Consider the following 24,924-nt stretch of genomic DNA (forward strand, 5'->3'; position numbering starts at 1 on the left):
ATTGAATGTAGGAATATTATGAATTCAATATACGACTATATTATTGTAGGTGGTGGCATTGTTGGTGTGTCGACCGCGTGGCAATTGCAACAAGCTCACCCTGATAAAAGTATTCTTTTAGTGGAAAAAGAGCGTGGCTTCGCGCAGCATCAAACTGGCCATAACAGTGGGGTGATTCACGCTGGTGTTTACTACGCTCCGGGCAGTTTAAAGGCGGATTTTTGTAAACGTGGTGTAGAGCGCACCATTGCTTTTTGTAGTCAGCACGATATCCCTGTTGAGAATTGTGGCAAGCTGTTGGTTGCAACCAGTCAACAAGAAGTGGAGCGAATGAACGCGCTCTATCAGCGTTGTCAGGACAACGATATTGATGTCGATCTCTTGGATCAAGCACAGCTGAAGCTTGCTGAGCCGAACATAACGGGCTTAGGCGCGATTTATGTCAAAACCACCAGTATTGTGGATTATAAAAAAGTGACCGAAGTGATGGCTCAAGAATTTGTTGAAGCGGGTGGCAAGCTCAGTTTAGGCACCGAAGTGGTCATGGCGGATGAACAAGCAGATGAGGTGCAGCTAACGTGCAAAGTAGATGGTCAGACTCTTCAACTCAATAGCCGATTCTTGATCACGTGCTCAGGTTTGATGGCTGACAGAATGACCAGCATGCTAGGCATTGAAACTGACTTCCAGATTGTCCCATATCGAGGTGAGTACTATCAGTTGGACGCGAAACACAACCAAGTGGTGAATCATCTTATTTATCCTATTCCAGACCCTGAACTGCCTTTCTTGGGTGTGCACTTAACACGCATGATTGATGGCTCGGTAACAGTAGGGCCAAATGCAGTTCAAGGCTGGAAGCGAGAAGGTTATGGCAAGCTTAACTTTAGCTTTAAGGACACTTGTCAGATGCTGAGCTTTGCAGGCTTTTGGAAAGTCACCGCGAATAACCTGAAAACAGGATTGGTGGAATTTAAGAACTCGTGGTGGAAGCCGGGTTACCTAAAATTGGTCAACAAGTACTGCCCGAGCATTACGGTTGATGATTTTAAGCCTTACCCTGCAGGCATTCGCGCTCAAGCGGTGCTCAAAGATGGCACCTTAGTTCATGATTTTCTGTTTGCCGAAAGCCCAAGAAGTTTGCATGTGTGCAATGCGCCATCGCCAGCCGCGACCTCTGCAATGCCGATTGGTGAATATATTTGCACCAAGGTGATGAAAAAGACGGCTTGATGATAACGGAAGATCATTGATCGAACTTTTTCCGCAGACAATAAAAAATCCGCGAGCTCAATTCTATTTAGGATCGAACTCGTGGATTTTTTTAACTTTGTCCATTTAACCTAGAGAATATTTCTACCTAACAAATATGCCTGATGCTCGGTGGAACTCGTATGAGTGATGGTTTACAAGGCTCATAGCGACTGAGGAACAAAGTTGGCGACGATAGATACATCGTTAAAGTTACGGTAACCGCGCACCATGATGTTGAATTCACCCGCAGGTTTATTCAATACACACTGTTCGTTACTGCCATTTGTGTATGGACGACAATCGTAGCTAGCGTTCGAAACCACACCGTTGTGTTTGACGTATAGGTCGGCATCACCACTGCGAGGTCCGGTCATTGTTACGGTTAACTGACCGGCATCTTGAGTCGTAAAGGTGAAGAATTGCTCTTCACCATATCCCGCCGTAAGGCCTTCAACAGGGACACCATTTTGCAGCTCTTTAGGGCCTGAAACTGGCGAATCAAGGCTGGTTTCAACGAGGTAAGCAATCGCCAGTTTGGCGAATTTTGTTGCGTGTGTTGCCGTAGGGTCGGAGTTATTGAGTGTATCGTGTTCCGTATGGATGTTCGGGTTGTAATCGTTGAACATGCTCTCAAAAGGCATTGCTGCTGGATAGCCAACATTGTGCCATGAGGCGTGGTCAGAACAGGCGTAGCCACAATCATCAAAGCCGTAGCTGATCTCACTGGCGTAAGTATCGATAAGTTCACTCAAATAGGCGGTGAGATTGCTGTCGGTATAATCCGTAATGAAGGTGATATCGTGCGCTGAACCGTTGTAGTTAGTCATGTCTAATTGCAGTACCGAGACAACGTTTGCTTGCTCATCTCTTAAAGCGTTAGCGACATCTTGTGAACCGCGTAGCCCTACTTCTTCTGCAGCATAGCCATAGAATTTAATGGTTTTGTCTGGCTGAATGCCACTGGCGATCATCAGGCGAAGCGACTCTGTTACCGTTGCAATGCCAGACGCATCATCATCGGCTCCCGGTGAGATGGTGCCTTCGCTTGTCCAAGATCCAACGGTCGAATCAAGGTGTCCACCAACAACGACGATCTCTTCAGGATATTTGGCGCCAAGTAGTGTCACTTCAACGGATTTTTGCGGATACTCGGCATGCGTGATTTGTCGTGCAGACGCATACGGCACATCTTTAATTTCCGCTTCCCAACGTTCTAAAAGCCAATCTGAAGCAGCAACACCAGTAGAAGTCGTATAAAAACGGTTGGTGAAAGTGGTCAGATTTTCTATGGTTGTGACCAGGTTATTGGGTTCAACCTGAGCGAGTAAGTCGTTCACGGTATCTTGGTGGCTGATCACTGGCTTTTCGAACGTGCTCATCGTCAGTGGCATAGCTGCCGCTTTGAGTGCACTTGCTTGGTCTTCATGCACCATGTAACCACCACAGCGGTGGGTTTCTTCGTGCATATGGCTAGAGAGTTTAGCCAGTTGTTTCTCGTTTATTTTAGCCACAATGGAGTTCTTGTTCGCAACCAGCCCTGAATAAACTGTTGCGCCGTGTTGAGTCACAAGGTGCTGGGCATCAGCATCGGTTGTGATCCAAACTTCTGAGCCCTCTGGTGGCGTAATGCCGAGTGATGCGTAAGCCGAGACACTCCCGAATATAGCGAATGCTAGGATGCTTTTTTTGATAGCCATTTGTCGTCCTTTTTATGGTTAATATCATTGTTCTGATTGGTATTGTTTCTATTTACCGCCGCTTGTCTGACGTTGTCTTTCTGGTGCTACTATTGGATATTTTCACTATCCAAATAGAGAAACAGGGCCCCTTTAGGAGCCCTGAATTTATTATCGATTATTGTGCTTTAATGAAACGGTAGTGCTTGGTTTCTGAACAAATATCGCTTGAGGTACACACTTGGTACTCCACATCAATCGTACCGTTGTGACGGAACTTGTCGACGTATAAGTTGTAGTCTGTAGCACCAACATTTTTGCCATTACGCTTAATCACAAAGTAGTCGTTGGTGTCGTAATCCCATGCCAGCTTAACGCGAGCTTTGCCGTTCGGATTCTTGTTACCAAACTTCAGTTTTAGTGGGAAGGCATCGTTTGAACTGCTTTCAATGTTGATGGATTTGCTGGTAGACGTAGTAACGCCAGCATCGTCTGTCACGAAAAGTGTTACCACATAATCGCCAGCTTCAGCATAGGTATAACGAGTCACTTCACCTGTTTGCGTGTTGCCATCGCCTAGGTTCCATTGGTAAGAAACGATCTGGCCATCGCTGTCCGAACTTGTACTGCGTAGCTCTACTTCTTTACCAACAATGGTGTGTTCGAATGAAGAGATTGGCGGTACGTTAGCATTGCCTGCTTCGTATGATGCTTTTAGGTTTGCATCTGCATAATCTGAGTAACCCAGAACGTTAATGGTATAGCGACCTGCTACTGGGCTTTCAATGACACAGACTTCATCGGTCACGGTTTCACTCTTACAAATATTCTCTTGAGAGCTTGGTGCATAGTCCAGGCCGACATACATATCTGGGTCACCAGTAGAGACAGCCAGATCAATCGTCAGCTTGTCTAGGCCTTCTGGTACTTCGATATCGAAGTAAGTTTTCGAACCTGTTTCGCCAGTCACGGTTTGAGCTTGGCCATTGATTAGATTTTGATATTCCGGTTCTGGCGGCAATGGTGGCTCGCCACATGGACTGACACCGACTAGGTTGAACGCAGCAACAACGTCATCGGCACTGTAGCCAAGGTCGGTTGCTGAGTTTTTCACGCCACAAGCACCTTGCCAGAAGTCACTGTTTTCTGACCAGTAGATTTGGTTGGCTAGCACGAACAATTCAAACGCTTTCTTCGTGTCCCAACCTTGTGTGGTTGCTAGGTGGTAGAATGCTTTGTTGAACACACCAGAGCTGTAGTGCACGTTCAAGCCATCGTAGTATTCGGAGGCGTTGTTGATTGATGAGCCATCGCGTGATGGATCGTCCATGTAACGCAAAGCTCCTTCTTCTTTAAAGATATCACGGCCGACCATCCAGTCATTGGTGCCTTTCATATAGTATTCAGCGGCTTCACCAGCCATATCAGAGAAAGCCTCATTCATACCACCAGATTGATTTGCATAGACTAAGCCTGAGTTTTGTTCCGTGAAGCCATGGCTCACTTCGTGCGCTGATACATCTAAGCTGACAAGTGGATAGAAGAAGCTTTCACCATCGCCAAAGGTCATTGCTTTGCCGTCCCAGAAAGCATTCTCATAGTTGGAACCGTAGTGAACACGCATCATAAGTTTGAAAGAGAGCGGAGCGGTGTCAAACCAGTTCTTATACATGTCGAACACAATGTTACCGAAGTAGTGGGCATCGTTGAGTGGTGAGAAGGCACCATTTACGGTTTTGTGTTCGTTACGAGGGCATTCATAGCGGTAAGTGGTGTCGCCATCGGTAGCACCATTGAGGTCAACGGTGACAACATTTTCCGACTCCATCACACACTCTGTGCCATTTTCCAACACATCTAGGTAGTGGTAATCAGTACCGTATTCGTACATGCCTGTTTTTTCGTTACCACCGGGGCCAGTGCCAACCTGTGCGTGAGCAATACCTTCCCAGCGATCAATAACTTCGCCCGTATGTGCGTCTAACATGGTGAATGGTCGAGTAGGGTGCTCGCTGCCTTCGACAAGATAAGAGACAACGTACACTAGGCGTGTTTTATCCGCTCCTTGTGTGCCAATGCCTTGTTTACCGGATCTTTGGGTGGATGCGCCCTGATAAATAAACAACTCATGTTGGACATTGTCTAGAAATTGGCTGGTTAAGCCTTGAGTCTTGAGGTCTTTACTCGCAAGAGCAACGGCTTGAGAGCTATTGATGGATGGTTTCACAAACGATCGTTCTAGGGTTGTTGTTCTAAGGTAGAGGCCTTGAACCGACTTAAGCGCCCCACCTTTCACACTTTGGGTCGCATTTAGATAATGCCCCCAAACTGGTGTGCCCCAAATATTCTGTTGAATCTTAACTTTGTAGGTACCACGCTTTTTGAGGCTAACTTCTTTTACCATTTTGAAGTTAGAGGCGTTACTGACACCTAACTGGGCGTTCAACCCTGAGAAGTTGGTAAAGTTGATCGGTTGATCGATTTTAACGGATTCATTTGCATGAACTGACAAAGACATAGCACTGGCTATAGCAACGGCAACTAAACGCTTTCTTATTTTCATTGTTATTTTCTCTTTCTATGTAAATTCAAAGAAAAAGTAACAAAACTAATACAATGTATTTACATTATTCGGTCTGATTATTTAGTAGCATGGCAGCGCTCTCTTTTATTCATGAAATTTATATTTGTCATATTTACAGATAGTTATTGTTTCTGTTTATTTTTGAACGCACCCGCGTCTTTTATTTATACAATCATGATACTTTTATTAAGTGTTAATTTTCATTGATAATTAAGTTTTTAGTACAAATTGATCCGTGCCTCAATTAATGGTTTTTGGGTTGATAGAAGGATCAACGATTTCAAATTGTGATTTTAAGCAGAAGGTTATTCAGCGAATTTACAAGCAATTTTGATAAGGAATTGAAGATTTTTAGGCTTATGCCTCGAGTTATTTGTTACATGAAGCTGGGTGAATTAACCACTTACTTGGCACAGAGCACAAAATCTGTTGGATGAAAAAAGCCAGTGATGAGGTCACTGGCTTAGATGAGCTTAGTTTGTACAGATTACCAATTAAAGGTACGCAACTAAGGTTCGTAACGAATTACTTCTTCTTACCGCCCATTTGAACGTAGTTAAGTTAATCGTGAGACAGCACCTCCCGACCGATGTTGAACATTATTCCAGAGGTGTTTTGTAGTTACTGCATGGGTTTGTCATCTGAATCATTACATATCTGAATGGTAATAGTGAATACCGCACCCTTTAAGGTTTGGCTTTGGCCAACTTCCACGGTTGCGTTGTGTTGAGCACAGATCTTATCGACGATAGAAAGTCCCAAACCATGGCCGCTCTTGGCTTTGTTACGTGCTTTGTCGCCAACGTAAAACGGTTCAAACAGGCGGGCTTGATGCTCTTGTGCGACACCATCACCATCATCATGTACTGCGATTTGTAGCTGATCTTGATGCACGCTGGTTTCAATTGAGACTTGAGAGCGTGCGAATTTCATGGCGTTGCGGACGAGGTTATCTAAGGCGCGGTTCAGTAGTGTTTCATCCGCCTTTATCAATTGAGCTTGTTCAGGCAGTGATAAGTCTATATTGAGCTCCGTCTCTTTGTTCCAACGAATAATCGCGTGATTGAGAAAGCCTCTTATCTCTAATGGTTGTTGTCGGTTTTCGAGATCAATGCTATCGAGTTTGGCGTAGCACAACAGTTCATCGACCATCTTTTCCATCTCTTCCGTATCTTCGACAATACTTTCTACGGTGTCTTGTTGAGCTTCGTTGAGTGGCGTGTCTTTGAGCATTTCAGCTTGCCACTGGATACGAAATATTGGCGTGCGTAGCTCATGAGCCACTGCGTTGGTGAGCGAGCGATTACTCTCAATTAAGCGATGAATGCGGTCAGCCATCAGGTTGAAAGACTTATTCAGTGAGCCGATGGCAATGCCGCTTGAAGTTTCTGCTCGTGAAGAGAGATCCCCTTCTGCAAAGCGTAGGGTGGCGTATTCAAGCTTTTTGACGCGGCGGAAGATAATAACTAGATGACATAAGCCGTATAAGATAAAACTTGCAAGGAAGAATAACCAAATAAGGTCATCTTCTAGCTCGATTTTTTGCCGTACGAATGCTTCATTGTCAGGTAGGTAATGATAGGTATTGTCACTGTCTGTTAGGCGAAACCATAGATCACGTTCATCATCGTGAAAGATAAAGGTATTCGGGTTGGTACTAAAGAACTCTGAAACAGGGCCTGGTATTTCATCTTTTGAGCTGAGCGTGACCAGTTTATTTCGTGTGGTTTCTGCAAACTGATTTATCGCTTGGTGAGCCGCTTCAAGGCCTTGATTTTTTGCGATGTTTGCTATGAGTTGTTGGTGGGCCGTCGCTTCGTAATCTTCCATTACATATTCGTAGTCGGTATTGAGCTGGTAGACAGAAATCTCGTAGGCAAAAAGGCCAGTCATAAAGCAAACTAACAGCCCAAGTAGGGACTCCAAATAGATACGTCGCATAATCGCTCTCTTTCATTACGCTCGTATTGAGCGAGGTTAACGCCAGGCGGTCGAAACAAATAAGTAACCTTTACCGCGAATGGTCTGAATTTTCTCTGCTGGTGTGTGATCGTCACCGAGTATCTTTCTTAGGCGTACGACCTTGTTATCAATCGTCCTATCGATCCCGTCATACTCAATCCCGCGCAGTGTTTGGGTTAAATAGTCTCGTGATAACGGAGTATCAGGGTTATTTGCTAATAACCATAGCAGGTCAAACTCACTGTCCGTGAGTGATAAAACTGAACCTGCAAGTTCACATTTTTTGTAGATGTTTCTTAACACGAGCTGATCAAACTGAAGGGTGTCTGAGTCATCGACAGAAGGAGCGTAGGCTTCTTGACGGCGCATGAGCGAGCGAACCCTTGCCAGCAGAACTCTTGGCTTGATTGGTTTGGTCACATAGTCATCGGCCCCTATTTCTAAACCAGCGACGTGGTCAAAATCGTCATCACTGGCGGTCAACATCAAGATTTTACCTTTATAGAGCGTACGCGTCTGTCGGCAGATTGTAAGCCCATCGGTTACAGGAAGCATTAAATCCAGCAATACGATGTCGGGTTGTTCGGCAAGAATGGTTTGCGCGGCATTACTGCCATCGTCCAGAACCAATACATCAAAATCTTGCGCGACAAAGTAGTCTTGCAACATTTTCTGAAGTTTCAAATCGTCTTCCACGATGATCATTTTAGGTTTTGTCATTCCATTTTCAGCCTTATTGGGTGTTTAACTTATTGAGATTTTTTGAACGAGTTTGATTCTATGGTGATCTATTGTTGCATATTGAATTCAAATGCTTCGCGAACAATATCTGACGTAAATGATTAAACACTTTCTACGGTAGTTCAATGCTGATTTTGAATTAGTGAGCAAAATAAAAAACAATGTTCAGAAAGCGTACTTATTCTATTACCTTCGTAAGGACGATAGTCACAGTCTTAATCAATAGAGTTTACCTTTTACACAGGAGTGAATAACGGTAGCACTACTATCGAAATACATTACTGACATTACCTTTACCTCTAACTTTCAGCGTTAGAATCTGCTTTTAAGACGATCTGCCTAATTTTTACAGAATATTAATTTGATTGAATTTTGTACTTTTTAAGTGAAAACATTCGACCAATAACCATCACACCTCAAATCTTTAATTAATTTAATTAGGGGTCTAAATGATATTTAAGTGATTGTTTATATTTAATTTATTTATATATTGGCGGTTCGTTGTTATGGGTTTGTTTTAAATAATCATTTGAACCCTAACTAAATTTCTGTCATTTTATATTTAACTAAACGTTCAATAAAAAATAAAAGGACTAAAAAATGCCGAAGGTTGGGATGCCTGATATACGTAAACCACAGCTCGTACAAGCCACGATGACCGTGATTGATCGAGTGGGTTTACATGCCGCAAGTATTGCTTTGATCAGTAAGGAAGCGGGAGTTTCAACGGGCATCATTAATCACTATTTTGGTGGAAAGCATGGCCTGCTTGAAGAGACTATGCGTGAAATTCTTCGCCAATTATCCAACACCATTACCACGGCATTAAAAGCACTCCCTGTTGATGCTCACCAGCAGAGGATTAATGCGATCATTGAAGGGAACTTCGAAGGCTACCAAGCCGAAAACAAGGTCGCAAAAACGTGGTTGGCATTTTGGTCATATTCGATGCATGACCAACAATTGAAAAGACTTCAGCGCGTGAATGAAAGACGTTTACTTTCGCATTTACGCCTTGAGTTGAAAGGTATTCTTAATCATGAACAGGCGGAGCTCGTTGCTCACGGTATTGCTTCTTTGATTGATGGTTTATGGCTGAGAGGCACGTTAAACCCTGAAGGTATCGATGCCCAAAAGGCACGCGCTATCATCAATGACTACCTTGATAAGCAACTGACGTTTTACTCGTGTCACTCGAATAAAACCTAGTCATAGCATTCGAATTACAAACACTCACATATAGACCTGTAGAGTCTAAAACAATAATTAAGTCAGAATCTCAAATGGAAATGAACTCATTATATATCGATGGCGAAGCAGTTAAAGCAACGTCTGGTGAAACCTTTGATAGTATTAATCCGGCAAACGGTGAATCTATCGCAACTTTGGGCCAAGCATCTTCAGCGGATGTGGATAGTGCTATCGAATCGGCAAAACGTGGATTTGCGGTATGGTCAGCAATGTCAGCCGTTGAACGCAGCCGTATTCTTTTAAAAGCTGTAGAGATACTTAGAGCTCGAAATGATGAGCTTGCTAGCCTTGAGGTTGTTGATACGGGCAAACCGTTGCAAGAAGCAATTGAAGTGGATGTGGCGTCTGGCGCGGATGTTATTGAATATTTCGCAGGCCTTGCTCCTACTCTTCAAGGCGACCAACAACCGCTTAGTGAATCTCAATTCTTCTACACACGTCGTGAACCGTTAGGTATCTGTGCAGGTATCGGTGCGTGGAACTATCCAATTCAAATCGCAATGTGGAAATCAGCGCCGGCACTCGCGGCGGGCAACACCATGATTTTCAAGCCGTCAGAAGAAACGCCGCTAACGGCACTTAAGCTCGCTGAAATTTTTACCGAAGCGGGGCTTCCTGATGGTGTGTTTAACGTGGTTCAGGGAGATTACCGCGTTGGCCAGATGCTGACCGCACACCCAGACATCGCAAAAGTGTCATTCACCGGTGAAATTGGTACAGGTAAAGCCGTGATGGGCGATAGCGCCAAAACGCTTAAATCGGTCACTATGGAGCTTGGTGGCAAATCACCAATGATCGTGTTTGATGACGCGAAATTGGATGATGCGGTCTCCGCTTCCATGGTCGCAAACTTCTATACCCAAGGGGAAGTATGCACTAATGGTACTCGTGTTTATGTACACGAAAACATCTATAACGCATTTATTGCTCAACTTAAAACACGCACTGAAAAGCTGATCATTGGTGATCCAATGAAGATGGATACTCAGGTTGGCGCGTTGATTTCTAAAGAACACCTTGCAAAAGTTCTTGAAGCGATTGAGCTAGCTAAACAGTCTGGTGCAACCCTGTTAACTGGTGGTTATCAAGTAACGGCCAATGGCCTAGCGAGCGGCAACTTTGTTACTCCAACCGTGTTTGTGGATTGCGAAGACAGCATGCCACATGTCCAACAAGAGATCTTTGGTCCAGTGATGTCGGTAATGAAGTTTACTGACGAAGACGACGTTATTCGCCGTGCTAATGACACTAAATATGGCCTTGCTGCTGGCGTATTCACGCAAAACCTTTCTCGCGCTCACCGAGTTATTCATCAAATGCAAGCCGGTATTTGCTGGATTAACACATGGGGTGACTCACCTGCAGAAATGCCTGTCGGTGGCTACAAACTTTCGGGTATTGGTCGTGAAAATGGACCAGAAACTCTACTTCACTATACGCAAACCAAGAGCATTCTTATTGAGCTAGGCGATTTCGCTAGCCCATATGCCTAACGCGTAACACTCAACTCAACGGAGAAACAAAATGGAACAACGCTACGATTATATTATCGTCGGCGCGGGTTCGGCCGGCTGTGTGTTAGCGGATAGACTAACAGAGAGCGGTGAACATAGCGTTTTATTATTGGAAGCTGGTGGTACGGATAAGAGCATTTTTATCCAAATGCCAACGGCGCTTTCTTACCCAATGAATACTGAAAAGTATGCGTGGCAATTTGAAACAGAGCAAGAGCCGGGCCTTGATGGACGTGAACTGCATTGCCCACGTGGCAAAGTATTAGGCGGTAGCTCATCAATTAACGGTATGGTTTATGTGCGTGGCCATGCGTGTGATTTTGATCAATGGGAAGAAGAGGGTGCGGCGGGCTGGAACTACCAAGCCTGTCTGCCTTACTTCCGCCGTGCTGAATCATGGAGCAAAGGTGGTGACGAATATCGTGGCGACAATGGTCCAGTAGGCACTTGTAACGGCAACGATATGGAGCTTAATCCGCTTTATCAAGCATTTATTGATGCAGGTAAAGACGCCGGTTACCCAGAAACACAAGACTACAACGGCTACCAGCAAGAAGGCTTCGGTACCATGCACATGACAGTAGACAAGGGTGTTAGAGCCTCAACCTCTAATGCTTATCTGCGCCGTGCATTGAAGCGTTCAAACCTTACCTTGAAAAAAGGCATCGTGGCTCGTCGTTTCTTACTTGAAGCTCAAGATTCAAAAGGTCAATCAGGCTTGAAAGCCGTTGGTGTCGAGTTTGAAAAGTCAGGCAATACTCAAGTTGCTGTGGCGAACAAAGAAGTGATTTCGTCAGCGGGCTCTATTGGTTCTGTTCAATTGCTGCAGCTTTCTGGTATCGGTCCGAAATCCGTGCTTGAAAAGGCAGGCGTTGAACTAAAACACGAGTTGAACGGCGTGGGTGAAAACCTGCAAGACCACTTAGAAGTGTACTTCCAATATCACTGCAACGAGCCTATTACTCTCAACAGCAAGCTTGGCTTGGTGAGCAAGGGCATGATTGGCGCAGAGTGGATTCTGACTCGTAAAGGTTTGGGTGCTACTAATCACTTTGAATCATGCGCGTTCATTCGTTCACGCAAAGGGTTGAAGTGGCCGAATATTCAATACCACTTCCTACCAGCAGCAATGCGTTACGACGGGCAAGCGGCCTTTGATGGTCATGGCTTCCAAGTACACGTTGGTCCCAATAAGCCAGAAAGCCGCGGTACGGTGGCGATCACTTCTGCTGATCCACATGCCAAGCCAGAGATCATTTTCAACTACATCTCGACCGAACAAGACCGCCAAGATTGGCGTGACTGTATTCGCCTGACGCGTGAGATTCTGTCTCAACCTGCAATGGATGTGTACCGAGGTGAAGAGATTCAGCCTGGTCTCAACATTACTTCTGATGAAGCGATTGATGAATGGGTTAAGCAGAACGTTGAAAGCGCCTACCATCCTTCATGCGGCTGCAAAATGGGTTCAGACAACGACCCAATGGCGGTGCTTGATGAAGAGTGTCGAGTCCGCGGCATCGACAACTTACGTGTGGTGGATTCATCTGTTTTCCCAACCATTCCAAATGGCAACTTAAACGCACCAACCATTATGGTAGCTGAGCGTGCTTCTGATTTGATTCTGGGCAAGCCTGCACTTAAAGAACAAGACGTTCCAGTGTGGATTGCGCCTGAATGGGAAGAGAAACAAAGAATAAATAAACCAGTAAGAGAGGCGTAAGTCTCTGTTACTGAATAAAAATAAGAAAATCAGTAATAACAAAAATTAGTAAAAAGTTAGCAGAACTTCCCTTACTTGTATGAGTTAGGGCAGTAAAAGGAAAGATAAAAAGGAATCATTATGACGACTCAACATACACAAACCGCGACAAAAAAGCCTTTAGCAAGCAATGCGTTAAAAACGAAGGCGTTCGCAACATTAGCCATCAGCTCATTTGCATTTGGTGCTAATGCTTCTATTGAACCACAGCAATGTGAAAACGTGCGTTTCGCTGATGTGGGCTGGACAGACATTACTGCAACAACTGCTGTTACATCTGAACTATTAAAAGGCCTTGGTTACAAAACCAAAACCGACCTACTTTCAGTACCGGTAACTTATTCTTCAATGGCCAACGGTGATATTGATGTCTTTTTAGGTAACTGGATGCCAACTATGGAAGGCGATATTGCTAAGTACCGTGAAGCGGGCACTGTGGAAACCGTTCGTGCCAACCTTGAAGGCGCTAAATACACACTAGCCGTACCAAAATATGTGTACGACTCTGGTGTGAAAAGTTTCACTGATCTCGCAAAACATGCCGACAAGTTTAAAGACCGTATCTACGGCATCGAACCGGGCAACGATGGTAACCGTTTAATCCAATCAATGATTGATTCTGACGCATTTGGCTTAAAAGATTTTAGCCTAGTGGAATCAAGCGAAGCAGGCATGGTATCTCAAGTATCACGCGCCGCACGCCGTAGCCAATGGATTGTTTACCTTGGTTGGGCACCTCACCCAATGAACAGCAATGTTGAAATGGAATACCTATCAGGTGGTGATGAATTCTTTGGTCCTAACTACGGCGGCGCAAATGTTTACACCAATGTTCGTTCAAACTACCTGTCTGAGTGCGCAAACGTCGGTCAACTTCTACAGAACCTAGAGTTTACTCTAGAGATGGAAAACCAGTTGATGGAAGAAATCCTTAACCAAAACGTTAAGCCTGAAAAAGCGGCTCAACAATGGCTAAATAGCAACCCACAGCAAGTGGAAGCTTGGTTAGACAACGTAAAAACACATAAAGGTGAATCAGCAACTCAAGCCGTTACTGACTACCTAAAGCAGGTAAAAGCTTAGTTCTCTACCCAGTTACATAAATAACAAAGGTGAGCTTCGGCTCACCAATAATCAAAGGCAATATTGTGAATTTTATTACGGAAAACAAAATCCCTGTCGGACAATGGATGGAAACTGGTGTTGACTGGTTAACAATTAACGCAGCAGGTTTTTTTGATGCTATTTCTATCTTCTTGGAAACCGTTATTCTTTTTTTAGTCGATGTATTTAAATGGATGCCACCTGCGCTGCCAATCGTGATCACGGCGGCAATCGCATGGTATTTACACCGTAAACTGTCGTTGGTGATCTTTGTTGTCGCAGCGCTTCTCACTATCCTCAACCTTGGCTATTGGCAAGAAATGCTGGAAACCTTTGTTCTCGTCTTTGCGGCGACAACGATTTCCGTATTAATTGGTGTTCCAGTTGGCATCATGGCAGCTCATCGTCCTTGGCTCTATACGCTGCTGCGTCCAGTGCTTGATTTAATGCAGACAGTCCCAACGTTTGTGTACTTGATTCCGACCTTAGTGCTGTTTGGTTTAGGCATCGTACCTGGCTTAATCTCGACGATCATCTTCGCGATAGCATCGCCGATTCGTTTGACCTATCTGGGTGTCACAAAAGTACCAGAAGAATTGATTGAAGCAGGTAAAGCTTTTGGTGCTAGCCGCATGAAGTTGCTACTCAAAGTTGAATTGCCGGCGGCTTTACCAAGCATCATGGCAGGTATCACACAGTGCATTATGTTATCGCTTTCAATGGTAGTTATTGCGGCACTGGTAGGGGCTGATGGTCTTGGCAAGCCAGTCGTTCGAGCTCTAAACACAGTAAACATTTCACAAGGCTTTGAAGCCGGATTAGCGATTGTTTTAGTAGCAATTATTCTTGATCGCTTGTGCAAAACACCCAACCAGAAGGAAGCTTAATTATGTCTCTAGTAAACAAAAGTGTGCTTGAAGAAAGTAAAGCTATGGATGCTATTACTATTAAGAATCTCGATGTTGTGTTTGGTGACAAAGCTAATCAAGCGCTTGAACTACTCGACCAAGGCAAAACTCGCCAAGAGATCATCGATGAAGCGGGCCAAGTAGTGGGTGTCGATAATGTTTCACTGACCGTTAAAGAAGGCGAAATCTGCGTACTCATGGGTTTGTCTGGCTCGGGTAAATCTTCACTGCTTCGCGCTGTTAACGGTTTGAATGAAATTAGCCGTGGTTCATTGGCAATCAAAGATGGCGATAAGCTGGTTGATTTAGGCGAACAGTGCGACGAAGCGACATTGCGCCACTTACGTACACACCGTGTTTCTATGGTGTTCCAAAAATTTGCTTTAATGCCGTGGTTAACTGTATTAGATAATGTCGCGTTTGGCCTTGAAATGCAGGGTGTCGCTAAAGATGCTCGCCGTGCTAAAGCGCGTGAGCAACTGGAGATGGTTGGCTTATCAGAGTGGGAAACAAAATTCCCTCATGAGCTTTCTGGTGGTATGCAGCAACGTGTGGGTTTGGCGCGTGCTTTTGCGATGGATACTGACATTCTATTGATGGATGAACCCTTTTCTGCGCTTGATCCTTTGATTCGTGCGCAACTTCAAGATGAACTGATTGCGCTACAAAATAAACTTAACAAAACGATTTTGTTTGTGAGTCATGACCTTGATGAAGCGCTAAAGATTGGTAATAACATCGCTATCATGGAATCGGGAAAACTGATTCAACACGGCAAACCTGAAGAAATCGTGTTAACGCCAAAAACGGAATATGTGAAGGACTTTGTTGCCCACACTAACCCGTTGAACGTATTGAAAGGTCGTTCACTCATGCAGCCTCTTGATTCACTGAGGAAAGATAATGAGAGTTGGAAGATTTGTGATTCAAAAGATTTATGGATAGAACAGACTGAAGGGTCATTATCGGTAAAAGGTGAGCCAACTTTGGCGCTTGTTGAGTGGAATGAATCTGACGATCTAACCGCGATTAGCGCGTCGAGTGTTGTAGTGGCGAGCCCTGAGATTGGAATGCGTGATGCGATTAAATTGAAACAGATAAGTAATAACCCAATTCTGTTGGTTGAAAACAATCAATTGGTTGGTATTTTGGATAACAGTGAGTTTTACAACGCGCTAATAGGGAATTTTCAACTCAACAGTGCCGCTTAATGGTTTGAGCTGAGTTAACTCGTTTTCTAACGGATAAAATAGGTAGTGAGGTCGCGAGATCGCGAGATCTCACTACCTATTTGACTAAATCGTCTTTTTATTTACCAACAACTTCTCGCCTTTTCTTACCCTGTTCGTCTCTTTAAGGCCAAATATCGGCACTCGTTAAACAAAAATGTTGGTCTGCGCAAATTCAGAAGCATAGAAAAGATTGAGAATACTATGAACATAAGTACAATGCGGAAAAAATCAATGAATTAATTTATCAATTTACAGTGTAATTCGAACGTGCCTGACTTAATCACTTAGGACATCTAATCACTTCGACGCTGTAAAGCCACTCACAATATATTAGTACAAAGGTCTGCATCTTGGACAAACATGACGAAATCCTGGTCGCTATTCGACAAATTATTCGCGCTATCGATTTACACTCGAAGAAGCTGAGTAAAGAATATGGTATGACTGGCCCTCAATTAATCTTAATGAGAGCAATCCAAGAAATGGGTAATGTGACAATCAAAGAATTGTCTAATCAGACCAATGTAAGCCAAGCAACGACGACGACGATCATCGACCGTCTAGAGTTAAATGGTTATGTACAACGAGTGCGCAGTTCGTCTGACCGCCGCAAAGTTCACGCGAACTTGACTGAAAAAGGGCAAGAGTTGCTTAATAACGCGCCCCCACCACTGCAAGATAACTTTGTTAAGAAGTTCCAAAATTTAGAACCGTGGGAGCAAAGCTTACTGCTTTCTTCAATGCAGCGAGTATCAGCAATGATGAACGCAGAAGACATCGACGCCGCTCCCGTTCTTCAGCTTGAAGGAATTGCAAACGTAGCTAAGAGCTAGGGTTTGAATTAATTTTAATAGATTTCAAATGGTCGCTTTTAGCGGCCATTTTTGATCTTGGCCTCCTTACTCCTCAGATTTTACTGGTACAAATCACCTTTTAGTTGTGGCCTGTCGATACAAATTGGGCCTGAGAAAGACCGATTATCAGCGAGTGTATCTGTATAGGGTATTGCATCAAGTTCATACTGACATATGATGATTATCTTCTCGTTGTGTCTCATCTTATATGCTCCTTCTAAGCGACAAAACTTTTTTCAAGATAAGCACATCCTATAAATCGAAAATAACAACCTTAAAGGGCTTGTTTGGTGTCTTAAAATGGCTAAATTAGGGTGTTTTAAGTTGCTGTTTTTGTTGGTTTTTAATTTGGTGTTTTCTTAAGATCGCAATGGTAGTCTTAGCTTAATTTCTTTAGGGGGCTAAATGGACACCAATAACAGCACTTATCATCACCACAGTTTTGTTCAGCAAGACCTGTCTGAAATGACATTTACAGCCTGTACGTTTATTTGTTGTGATTTCAGACGTTCGAACTTACGTGACGCAACCTTTATTAACTGTAAGTTTATTGAGCAAGGCGATATTGAGGGATGCCGCTTTGATATTGCCGACTTACGAGATGCAAGCTTCCAAAATTGCCAGTTGGCAATGGCGAATTTTAGTAACGCGAATTGTTATGGTATTGAGCTACGTGATTGTGACTTGAAAGGGGCGAACTTTACTCGTGCTAACTTTGCCAATCAGGTAAGTAATAGAATGTATTTTTGCTCAGCGTATATTACGGGCTGTAACCTGTCATACGCCAATTTTGAACAAGCTTGTTTAGAGAAGTGCGAGCTGTTTGAAAACCGTTGGATTGGTACTTACCTTGGCGGCGCGTCACTGAAAGAGTCGGATCTCAGTCGCGGTGTGTTCTCGGAAGACGTATGGGGGCAATTCAGTATGCAAGGTGCCAACTTATGCCATGCTGAATTAGAAGGGTTAGATCCTCGCAAGGTAGACACATCGGGGATTAAAATCGTCGCTTGGCAGCAAGAGCAACTGCTTGAAAGCATGGGTATTGTTGTCATGCCAGATTGATAGGTTCGGTGAAGTTGAGCGAGTAATGCGCTCCGAAACTAAAAGCGCCCGAAAGCGAATAACTTTGGGCGCTTTTGTTTCTCTGGAAACGGTCAGTTTAATATCGATGCTCGAAAAGAGACGGTAAGTTATGAAAAGTGGAGTTTAGTGCATGCCTGAACGCATTTTGTCACTGAGCGCAAAGAAAACGAATAGAACAATACACACAAGGGCTGTACCCAGTGCCACAAGGATTGTTGTCGCATCTGTCGAGAGCAGTGGAACAACGATAGAAGCTAACGCTACCAACATAACAAGGATATGAACGATTCGTCCGAGAATTGGATTTTTATGACAGAATGAAGCCCACAGGTAACGCATTTTTAACACCAGTATAAAATTAGTGGGTTTATTCTATTTTATTATTGAGTGTTTTGTAAGTAATTTTCGTTACAGGAAACGGTAAGTATGATCTAAGTCGTTTTAGTATAAAACTGATTAAATAACAGAGGGTTATTGATTTTAGAGGGAGCGCTTATTGTCTGAATGATAATAATATGCTGTATTCTTTATAATGATAAGTCAAATTTTGTTCGATTTTTAGTTTCTTGGCTGAAAGTCTCATTTATTGGTCTTTTGTAAAAAGGTGGATTTTTTGACCATTAAACGTTGTACATGAAATTCAAACTAGAACCTTTTCCCAAACGGTGATTCGTTTATGGTATTTATCAGGAAGAGTGTTCGATTTGGGAGCACGGTAATCTTGTGAACGATATCTGTTTGATATACTTATTGTTCGCTCGGTAAAGGTGATGGAGATAATATGTCGAAAACCGCGAAGATCATTAATGAAGATAAGCTGGTGAAAAAAGCAGTCGAGGTCGGTTTTAAGATGGCAAAATTGCAGGGCTTTGATTTGCCACATTCATCTCAACCAATAAAGGTTAAAGCGGTGTATTTGTTTCTTGTTGAAGTGAACCAGATAACGCCGTTACCCGAAAGTAAGCTTGATGGAGCAAACATTAAAAAGCGCTTAGCGTTATGGATACACAAAGCATTACCTGACAATGATCCTCTAAAGTAAGTAAAAGTTAAACGGGTGTATCTGAATCCGTTTCTTTTTCAGCTCGTTATTACTGCTTTTATACTAGAAACCTAACGATTCGTCGCTAGGTTTTTTTTTGGCTAACATTTCCAATAGTGACTTATAGATACCACTGTTTGGAGTGCTTTCAGTTAGCGACTTATTGGATGCTGACTGCTATCTCTTTAGCTAGAGATTACTTATCAATTAGGTTATAGGTCTGACTCAGTAAATGGCTTACTACCTATCAAACGTGGGGTACTCGGTTACTTAACGCCATGCTCAAAAAGCTCCTATCCTCAATCTCTGTCTAACTACTTTTTTGTGTCTGTTCCTTGAAAAATACGTCTCGATAACTTCATCTCAATAAATACATTAGAACTCAAAGTATTGTTTGATTCATGCAATACGCTAAATTATGTGATATATATCACATAATTTAGCTTTGTAGCGTTAATTTGTTGATCTTTATGCTGTGAAAATGCTCATAATGGAAAGGAATTTAATTAGAGTTCGAAGGAAAAAACTAGATATGATTACATCAGCGCCTTGGGGGCTATATTCGGAGATTGTAGAAAAAAGCAATGAGAAATGGATTTTTCGTGAGCCCGAAGTTTCTGATGGCAACGATATCTACCGCTTAATTTCAGAATGCCCACCATTAGATGTTAATTCTTCATATTGCAATTTTTTGCAGTCTACTCACTTTAGTAAAACTTGTATCTTGGTTGAGCACAAAGGGGACCTTGCCGGTTTTATTTCTAGTTACCAGAAGCCGAGTGAGCCTAATGTACTATTTATTTGGCAAGTAGCCGTTGACCCTCGGTTTAGAGGTAATGCATTAGCTTACAAGATGATAGATGCTTTACTTAAGCGAGAATCGTTGGAGGGTATCGACGCTATTGAAACCACCATTACCAAATCAAACCAAGCATCTTGGGCACTATTCAAAAAGCTTGACGCTAAAAATGGTAGTTCCGGAGAGGTGACAACATTCTTAGATGAGAATGTTCACTTCAACGGTCAGCACGATACTGAATATTTATATCGAATTCCCTTAAATAATCACAAACTAATAGGAATTAAATAACGGCCTTATCATGGATATTTTTAAAAAGCAGGAATCTAACGTACGTTCATACTCGAATAGTTTTCCAGTCACCTTTAGCAAATCAAAAGGTTGCTGGCTTGAAACAAAACAAGGTGATCGTTACCTCGATTTTCTTGCTGGAGCAGGATCTCTAAATTACGGTCACAACAACCCAATCCTTAAGCAAGCACTGCTTGAGTACATTGAAATGGATGGAATTACACATGGCTTAGATATGCATTCAGAAGCCAAAGCTGAGTTCCTAGAAGCACTGAGTCGCTTCATTTTGGAACCAAGAGCCTTAGATTACAAAGTTCAATTTACCGGCCCTACAGGAACAAATGCAGTGGAAGCTGCAATCAAGTTAGCTAAAAAAGTGAAAGGCCGAAGCAGCATTGTTGCGTTTACTAATGGCTTTCATGGCTGTACTGCTGGTGCACTGGCTGCGACTGGTAATCAACATCACAGGCAAGGTGCAGGTTCGGATCTCAACAACGTTACGCGTTTGCCGTTTGAAGGTTACGCTGACATTGATGGATTAAAATTGTTCGAAACGATGTTAACCGATAATTCAGCCGGTATGGATAAACCCGCAGCCGTTTTATTGGAAACGGTTCAAGGTGAAGGCGGGCTTAATGTCGCTTCAAATGAATGGTTACAACGATTAAGTAAAATTTGTAAGGCCCACGATATATTGTTAATTGTGGATGACATTCAAGCTGGCTGTGGGCGAACGGGTACCTTTTTCAGCTTTGAGCCTTCAGGTATTAAGCCTGATATTGTAACACTGTCTAAATCTATTAGTGGTTATGGCTTACCGATGGCCATCGTTTTATTAAAACCAGAATTAGATAAGTGGGAGCCGGGAGAGCATAACGGTACCTTTCGAGGTAATAATCATGCCTTTATCACTGCGGCTAAAGCGCTGGAAATCTATTGGGCAAATGATGATTTTGAAACTCATGTCCAACACTGTTCAGGCTTGGTTGACGAAGTTATCCAACGTAATATCAAACGCTACCCTGAGTTGTTTGTTCAACGTAAAGGGCGCGGAATGATGATTGGTATTGAATGTAAAGATGGAAACACTGCTGACGATATTGCTAAAACATGTTTTAACAACGGCATGGTCATTGAGACAGCAGGTCCAAACGATGAAATATTGAAGTTCTTTTGCCCGCTAACTATATCGGAGTCGGAGCTAATACAAGGCCTAACTATTTTCGAAAACTCAGTTGAAGTTATAGCAACTAAGTATTTCAAGAAAGCATCGTAATAAGGATAATAAAATGATTGTTAGAACACTTGATGAATGTCGTAATAGCGAAAGACGTATCGTCTCAGATAACTGGGAAAGTACTCGTATGCTGTTGAAAGAGGACAATATGGGTTTTTCATTCCATATCACGACAATCTACGAATCGACAGAAACACATATCCATTACCAAAATCATTTAGAATCAGTTTTTTGTATGAGTGGAGAAGGGGAGATCGAAGTGGTTGGTGGTAAAACCTATCCAATTAAACCTGGAACGCTTTATATCCTTGATAAGCATGACGAGCACTATTTACGCGCATATAAAAACAAAGAGATGGTCATGGCTTGCGTGTTTAACCCGCCAATTACTGGGGCTGAAGTTCACGACGAAAACGGTGTCTATCCACTGGTTGACTAACGTTTTTGGGAGGGGGGAACATCCCCCCTATTCTTTATTTACTTAGCCTTCAAATTTCTTAATTATTAAGGTCTTTTATGACATTTACCGTAGAAAAAATCGGCGGTACATCAATGACAGCATTTGATGCTGTGCTAGACAATATTATTCTCCGCCCTAAAAATCCATATAACCGAATCTTTGTTGTATCTGCGTATGGCGGTATGACAGATGCATTACTGGAATGTAAAAAAACTGGTAAACCAGGCGTTTATCAACTTATCGCTAAGCGTGACGACTCATGGAAAGACTCTCTGTCTTATATTGAAAGTCGTATGTTGTTGACTAATGAACATATCTTCGCTGATCCAATGAATCGTATTAGAGCGGATAAGTTTATCCGGTCTCGCATTTCAGAAGCAAAAAACTGTATCGCTAATATTCTTGAAACATGTCAATACGGGCAGTTTTCACTACGACATTACTTACCGCAAATTCGAGAGTTTCTTGCTTCTATTGGCGAATCACATAGTGCATATAACACAGCTCTTAAACTGAAAAATATCGGTATAAATTCAACTTTTGTTGATTTGTCTGGTTGGGATAACCAACAACCCCTAAGTTTGGATGAGACAATTAAAGAGGCTTTCTCTAAAATAGACGTGACTAAAGAATTACCTATTGTTACCGGTTATGCCTATTGCAAAGAAGGGTTAATGCATACTTATGACCGTGGCTACAGCGAGATGACATTCAGTCGCATCGCAACAATAACTCAAGCATCGCTTGCGGTTATCCATAAAGAGTATCATTTCAGCTCGGCAGACCCTAGAGTCGTCGGTGTTGGCTCAGTTAATCCCATTGGATTAACTAACTATGATGTTGCCGACCAATTAGCCAATCTTGGTATGGAAGCTATCCACTCAAATGCGGCTGCAGGTTTACGTGAATGCGGGATTGAGCTGCAAATTAAGAACACTTTTGAACCTGAGCATGAAGGTACACTGATCTCTTCGAATTATCGACCCGATACGGATCATGTGGAGATCATTGCTGGAAAACAGAAAGTTTACGCATTGCATATCTTTGACCAAGGAATGGTTGGTAAGATAGATAATGTGAGTTATGAGTTAATGGAAATTATTGCGGATGCAAGAGTTAGCCTGATAGGCAAGGAGATGAATGCCAACTCTATTACTTATTATCTTGGTGGTAACCCTGAAAGCTTAAATCAGGTGCTTTATAAAGCTGAGAAGCGGTATCCAAAGGCATCAATTGCTGGCCGTATGGTAGCCATAATTTCAGCGATTGGTTCTCAGATTGATACCAACAAAACACTTGCTAATGGCGTACTGTCATTGATGAATAATAGCGTAACTCCTATTGCATTACACTCGTCGATGAGAAATGTAAATGTGCAATTTGTCGTGAATGATGACAAGTATCAACAAGCGATTTGTGCACTACATAAAGAGTTTTTTGATCAAAATAAAAAAGCTAAAAAATCGGTGAGTGCTGCCTAAAATATAGTAGTGGGGATGAGGCATCTCCACTACTATATTTTTGTAGAATGACTATATTTTTATAGAATACAGAAGAAAGTGATTAGAGTCCTAAAGTAACCTTTAGTTTATTTTGGGGCTCTTTATCGTTCTCTATAAAGGTATCAACAGAATTACTCCTGATACTTATCAAGCTTGTTATAAAGCGTTTTAATACTAATCCCTAAGTCTTGAGCTGTTTCTTTTTTGTTGCCTTCGTTCTCTTCGAGTGTATTGATTATTGCGGCTTTCTCTATTTTTTCGAGAGACACACCAGCTGGAACCATCTCTTCAACCGTTGTTCCAGTTTCCAAAGGTGGAGTGTCAAAAATTAAGTGCTCATCTTTAATCGTGTCGTCAGCTAATATAAATGCCCGTTCAATACAGTGTTTTAATTCCCTTACATTCCCTGGCCATGCATGAGCTGAGATCTTTTGAAGCGCTGAGGTAAAAATAGTTTTTGCTGTAGCTTCATTTGCGTTGCGATGAGCAATGAAGTGTTTAGCCAAGCCGACGATATCGTCGCCTCGTTCACGTAAAGGGGGAATATGTATGGGGAAGTGAGCTAACCTAAAGTATAAGTCTTCTCTCAAAAACAGCTCTTCAATCGCAACTTGTGGATCTCGGTTTGTAGCTGCAATGACCCGAGTATTAGCGATGGTAAATGTGTTACTTCCCACTGGGCGGTATTCTCCAGTCTCTAAAACTCGCAATAATTTAACTTGATGTTCAAGTGGCATCTCAGTGATTTCATCGAGAAATAGTGTGCCACCTTCTGCTTGTCTAAATACACCTTGGTGTGTTCGATTTGCGCCTGTGAAGGCTCCTTTTTCATGACCAAATAGTTCACTATCTACTAATTCTGGGCTGATTGCACCGCAGTTAATCGCGATAAAAGGTTGGTTCTTGCGATCGCTAGCGAGATGGACAGTTTGTGCTACAAGCTCTTTACCCGCACCACTTTCTCCGACTATTAGTACATTGGCGTCCGTTTTAGCGACTCTTCTTAACGTTCGATACAGCTTATGCATTGGCTTAGAAGAACCAATTAACATCCCAAATTGATCCAAGTCGCTTGTGGAAACTTTACGTCCTTCTTCCTGTTTTTGTAGGAAGTACTGACTAAAGTCAGCTAGAGTATCTTCTAAAATCTGTATATCAACGGGTTTTCTATAGTGGAAAATTGCACCATGGCTCATCATTTTTTCTAAGTTTTTATTTGGCGAACCGGAACTAATAATAATTAGGTCAGTTTCGTCCAAACTTTTAACACTAGATAGAGCTTTAAAATCATCGTTAGTGAACCGAGATACTTCCACAATAGCAGTATTTGGTTGGAGTTGTTGTAGCTTGTCAATCCAATGAACATCCGTTGTACTCTGTATGATTTCAAAGTTTGACGATTCATTTAGAGAGTTTACTTGAGACAGTAATTGTTCGTCTCTTAGCTCTAAGAACAGTGTCGGTAATGACATGATTTAACTCTCTTTTTATACGACAAGAAGTGATATCGATAATACCACGATACCCTTCAAAGACGAATCTATCATTTACTATACGCCAGCCAAATAAGTGAAATAGTAATAATGTTATTAACCAGAGTAAGGGGTGATATTAATTAATATTGGTCTGATTTTGGTGATAATTTTTACAACTCTCTCATGTAATTAA

Annotated in this window: 20 protein-coding genes; 14 read left to right on the forward strand and 6 right to left on the reverse strand. The window is 42.6% G+C overall.

What is annotated here, in order from left to right:
* Positions 1–18: 18 nt before the first annotated feature.
* The gene (gene lhgO, locus OCU50_RS18590) at positions 19–1,233 is read left to right on the forward strand and encodes an L-2-hydroxyglutarate oxidase (protein ID WP_060469178.1); all 1,215 of its coding nucleotides are present in this window, start codon (positions 19–21) and stop codon (positions 1,231–1,233) included.
* A 182-nt stretch (positions 1,234–1,415) separates the two neighbouring features.
* On the opposite strand, the gene OCU50_RS18595 is transcribed toward lhgO, so the two are convergent.
* The 4 genes from OCU50_RS18595 to OCU50_RS18610 form a co-directional block, all read right to left on the reverse strand.
* Positions 1,416–2,951: a M28 family metallopeptidase gene (locus tag OCU50_RS18595; RefSeq protein WP_060469179.1), complete on the reverse strand. Its 1,536-nt coding sequence runs from the start codon at positions 2,949–2,951 to the stop codon at positions 1,416–1,418.
* 157 nt (positions 2,952–3,108) lie between these two features.
* Complete coding sequence (locus OCU50_RS18600) at positions 3,109–5,493, reverse strand: M4 family metallopeptidase (protein ID WP_060469180.1); 2,385 nt, start codon at positions 5,491–5,493, stop codon at positions 3,109–3,111.
* Between the two features lie 642 nt (positions 5,494–6,135).
* Positions 6,136–7,455 (reverse strand): sensor histidine kinase, encoded by a 1,320-nt coding sequence (locus OCU50_RS18605; RefSeq protein ID WP_060469181.1) that lies wholly within the window; start codon positions 7,453–7,455, stop codon positions 6,136–6,138.
* Positions 7,456–7,491: 36 nt separating this feature from the next.
* Entirely contained in the window at positions 7,492–8,196 is a 705-nt protein-coding gene (locus OCU50_RS18610; protein WP_060469182.1) for a response regulator, read from the reverse strand.
* Positions 8,197–8,817: 621 nt separating this feature from the next.
* Between OCU50_RS18610 and betI the strand changes: the two genes are divergently transcribed.
* The 8 genes from betI (at position 8,818) to OCU50_RS18650 (ending at position 17,904) form a co-directional block, all read left to right on the forward strand.
* Complete coding sequence (gene betI, locus OCU50_RS18615) at positions 8,818–9,426, forward strand: transcriptional regulator BetI (RefSeq protein ID WP_017057752.1); 609 nt, start codon at positions 8,818–8,820, stop codon at positions 9,424–9,426.
* Between the two features lie 74 nt (positions 9,427–9,500).
* Positions 9,501–10,961, forward strand: coding sequence for a betaine-aldehyde dehydrogenase (gene betB / locus OCU50_RS18620; protein ID WP_060469183.1), 1,461 nt, complete (start codon positions 9,501–9,503; stop codon positions 10,959–10,961).
* Positions 10,962–10,992: 31 nt separating this feature from the next.
* On the forward strand, positions 10,993–12,705 hold the full coding sequence (betA, locus tag OCU50_RS18625) for a choline dehydrogenase (RefSeq protein ID WP_060469184.1): 1,713 nt from the start codon (positions 10,993–10,995) through the stop codon (positions 12,703–12,705).
* A gap of 120 nt (positions 12,706–12,825) precedes the next feature.
* Positions 12,826–13,827, forward strand: a complete 1,002-nt coding sequence (locus OCU50_RS18630; protein ID WP_060469185.1) for a choline ABC transporter substrate-binding protein — start codon at positions 12,826–12,828, stop codon at positions 13,825–13,827.
* A gap of 65 nt (positions 13,828–13,892) precedes the next feature.
* Positions 13,893–14,735 (forward strand): choline ABC transporter permease subunit, encoded by an 843-nt coding sequence (gene choW, locus OCU50_RS18635; protein ID WP_029627173.1) that lies wholly within the window; start codon positions 13,893–13,895, stop codon positions 14,733–14,735.
* Between the two features lie 2 nt (positions 14,736–14,737).
* Positions 14,738–15,967, forward strand: coding sequence for a choline ABC transporter ATP-binding protein (choV, locus tag OCU50_RS18640; RefSeq protein WP_060469186.1), 1,230 nt, complete (start codon positions 14,738–14,740; stop codon positions 15,965–15,967).
* Positions 15,968–16,338: 371 nt separating this feature from the next.
* The gene (locus tag OCU50_RS18645) at positions 16,339–16,821 is read left to right on the forward strand and encodes a MarR family winged helix-turn-helix transcriptional regulator (protein ID WP_060469187.1); all 483 of its coding nucleotides are present in this window, start codon (positions 16,339–16,341) and stop codon (positions 16,819–16,821) included.
* A 426-nt stretch (positions 16,822–17,247) separates the two neighbouring features.
* Positions 17,248–17,904 carry a Qnr family pentapeptide repeat protein gene (locus OCU50_RS18650; protein WP_060469188.1) on the forward strand — a complete coding sequence of 219 codons (657 nt, stop codon included), beginning with the start codon at positions 17,248–17,250 and terminating at the stop codon, positions 17,902–17,904.
* A gap of 144 nt (positions 17,905–18,048) precedes the next feature.
* Here the strand turns inward: OCU50_RS18650 and OCU50_RS18655 are convergent, their stop codons facing one another.
* Positions 18,049–18,264 carry a hypothetical protein gene (locus OCU50_RS18655; protein WP_060469189.1) on the reverse strand — a complete coding sequence of 72 codons (216 nt, stop codon included), beginning with the start codon at positions 18,262–18,264 and terminating at the stop codon, positions 18,049–18,051.
* A 442-nt stretch (positions 18,265–18,706) separates the two neighbouring features.
* On the opposite strand from OCU50_RS18655, the gene OCU50_RS18660 reads away from it, so the two are divergent.
* From OCU50_RS18660 to OCU50_RS18680, 5 genes are all read left to right on the forward strand, one after another.
* The gene (locus OCU50_RS18660) at positions 18,707–18,967 is read left to right on the forward strand and encodes a DUF5062 family protein (protein WP_010431978.1); all 261 of its coding nucleotides are present in this window, start codon (positions 18,707–18,709) and stop codon (positions 18,965–18,967) included.
* Positions 18,968–19,499: 532 nt separating this feature from the next.
* Entirely contained in the window at positions 19,500–20,057 is a 558-nt protein-coding gene (ectA, locus tag OCU50_RS18665; protein WP_060469190.1) for a diaminobutyrate acetyltransferase, read from the forward strand.
* 10 nt (positions 20,058–20,067) lie between these two features.
* The gene (gene ectB, locus OCU50_RS18670) at positions 20,068–21,333 is read left to right on the forward strand and encodes a diaminobutyrate--2-oxoglutarate transaminase (protein ID WP_060469191.1); all 1,266 of its coding nucleotides are present in this window, start codon (positions 20,068–20,070) and stop codon (positions 21,331–21,333) included.
* A 13-nt stretch (positions 21,334–21,346) separates the two neighbouring features.
* The gene (locus tag OCU50_RS18675; RefSeq protein WP_017057770.1) at positions 21,347–21,733 is read left to right on the forward strand and encodes an ectoine synthase; all 387 of its coding nucleotides are present in this window, start codon (positions 21,347–21,349) and stop codon (positions 21,731–21,733) included.
* Positions 21,734–21,810: 77 nt separating this feature from the next.
* On the forward strand, positions 21,811–23,235 hold the full coding sequence (locus OCU50_RS18680) for an aspartate kinase (protein WP_017057771.1): 1,425 nt from the start codon (positions 21,811–21,813) through the stop codon (positions 23,233–23,235).
* Between the two features lie 152 nt (positions 23,236–23,387).
* Here OCU50_RS18680 and OCU50_RS18685 read toward each other — a convergent pair whose 3' ends face one another.
* A complete protein-coding gene (locus OCU50_RS18685; RefSeq protein WP_060469192.1) occupies positions 23,388–24,728 on the reverse strand; it encodes a sigma-54 interaction domain-containing protein in 1,341 nt (446 codons plus the stop codon).
* Between the last annotated feature and the right edge of the window lie 196 nt (positions 24,729–24,924).

The sequence above is a fragment of the Vibrio toranzoniae genome (genome assembly GCF_024347655.1).
Lineage (GTDB): Bacteria > Pseudomonadota > Gammaproteobacteria > Enterobacterales > Vibrionaceae > Vibrio > Vibrio toranzoniae.

Excerpts from the sequence above, each read along its gene's own strand:
- lhgO (WP_060469178.1), top strand. The coding sequence starts at position 19 with ATGAATTCAATATACGACTATATTATTGTAGGTGGTGGCATTGTTGGT.
- OCU50_RS18685 (WP_060469192.1), bottom strand. The coding sequence starts at position 24,728 with ATGTCATTACCGACACTGTTCTTAGAGCTAAGAGACGAACAATTACTG.
- choV (WP_060469186.1), top strand. The coding sequence starts at position 14,738 with ATGTCTCTAGTAAACAAAAGTGTGCTTGAAGAAAGTAAAGCTATGGAT.
- OCU50_RS18680 (WP_017057771.1), top strand. The coding sequence starts at position 21,811 with ATGACATTTACCGTAGAAAAAATCGGCGGTACATCAATGACAGCATTT.
- ectB (WP_060469191.1), top strand. The coding sequence starts at position 20,068 with ATGGATATTTTTAAAAAGCAGGAATCTAACGTACGTTCATACTCGAAT.
- OCU50_RS18605 (WP_060469181.1), bottom strand. The coding sequence starts at position 7,455 with ATGCGACGTATCTATTTGGAGTCCCTACTTGGGCTGTTAGTTTGCTTT.
- OCU50_RS18610 (WP_060469182.1), bottom strand. The coding sequence starts at position 8,196 with ATGACAAAACCTAAAATGATCATCGTGGAAGACGATTTGAAACTTCAG.
- OCU50_RS18650 (WP_060469188.1), top strand. The coding sequence starts at position 17,248 with ATGGACACCAATAACAGCACTTATCATCACCACAGTTTTGTTCAGCAA.
- OCU50_RS18595 (WP_060469179.1), bottom strand. The coding sequence starts at position 2,951 with ATGGCTATCAAAAAAAGCATCCTAGCATTCGCTATATTCGGGAGTGTC.
- betA (WP_060469184.1), top strand. The coding sequence starts at position 10,993 with ATGGAACAACGCTACGATTATATTATCGTCGGCGCGGGTTCGGCCGGC.
- OCU50_RS18675 (WP_017057770.1), top strand. The coding sequence starts at position 21,347 with ATGATTGTTAGAACACTTGATGAATGTCGTAATAGCGAAAGACGTATC.
- betB (WP_060469183.1), top strand. The coding sequence starts at position 9,501 with ATGGAAATGAACTCATTATATATCGATGGCGAAGCAGTTAAAGCAACG.
- OCU50_RS18660 (WP_010431978.1), top strand. The coding sequence starts at position 18,707 with ATGTCGAAAACCGCGAAGATCATTAATGAAGATAAGCTGGTGAAAAAA.
- betI (WP_017057752.1), top strand. The coding sequence starts at position 8,818 with ATGCCGAAGGTTGGGATGCCTGATATACGTAAACCACAGCTCGTACAA.
- OCU50_RS18630 (WP_060469185.1), top strand. The coding sequence starts at position 12,826 with ATGACGACTCAACATACACAAACCGCGACAAAAAAGCCTTTAGCAAGC.
- OCU50_RS18655 (WP_060469189.1), bottom strand. The coding sequence starts at position 18,264 with ATGCGTTACCTGTGGGCTTCATTCTGTCATAAAAATCCAATTCTCGGA.
- ectA (WP_060469190.1), top strand. The coding sequence starts at position 19,500 with ATGATTACATCAGCGCCTTGGGGGCTATATTCGGAGATTGTAGAAAAA.
- OCU50_RS18600 (WP_060469180.1), bottom strand. The coding sequence starts at position 5,493 with ATGAAAATAAGAAAGCGTTTAGTTGCCGTTGCTATAGCCAGTGCTATG.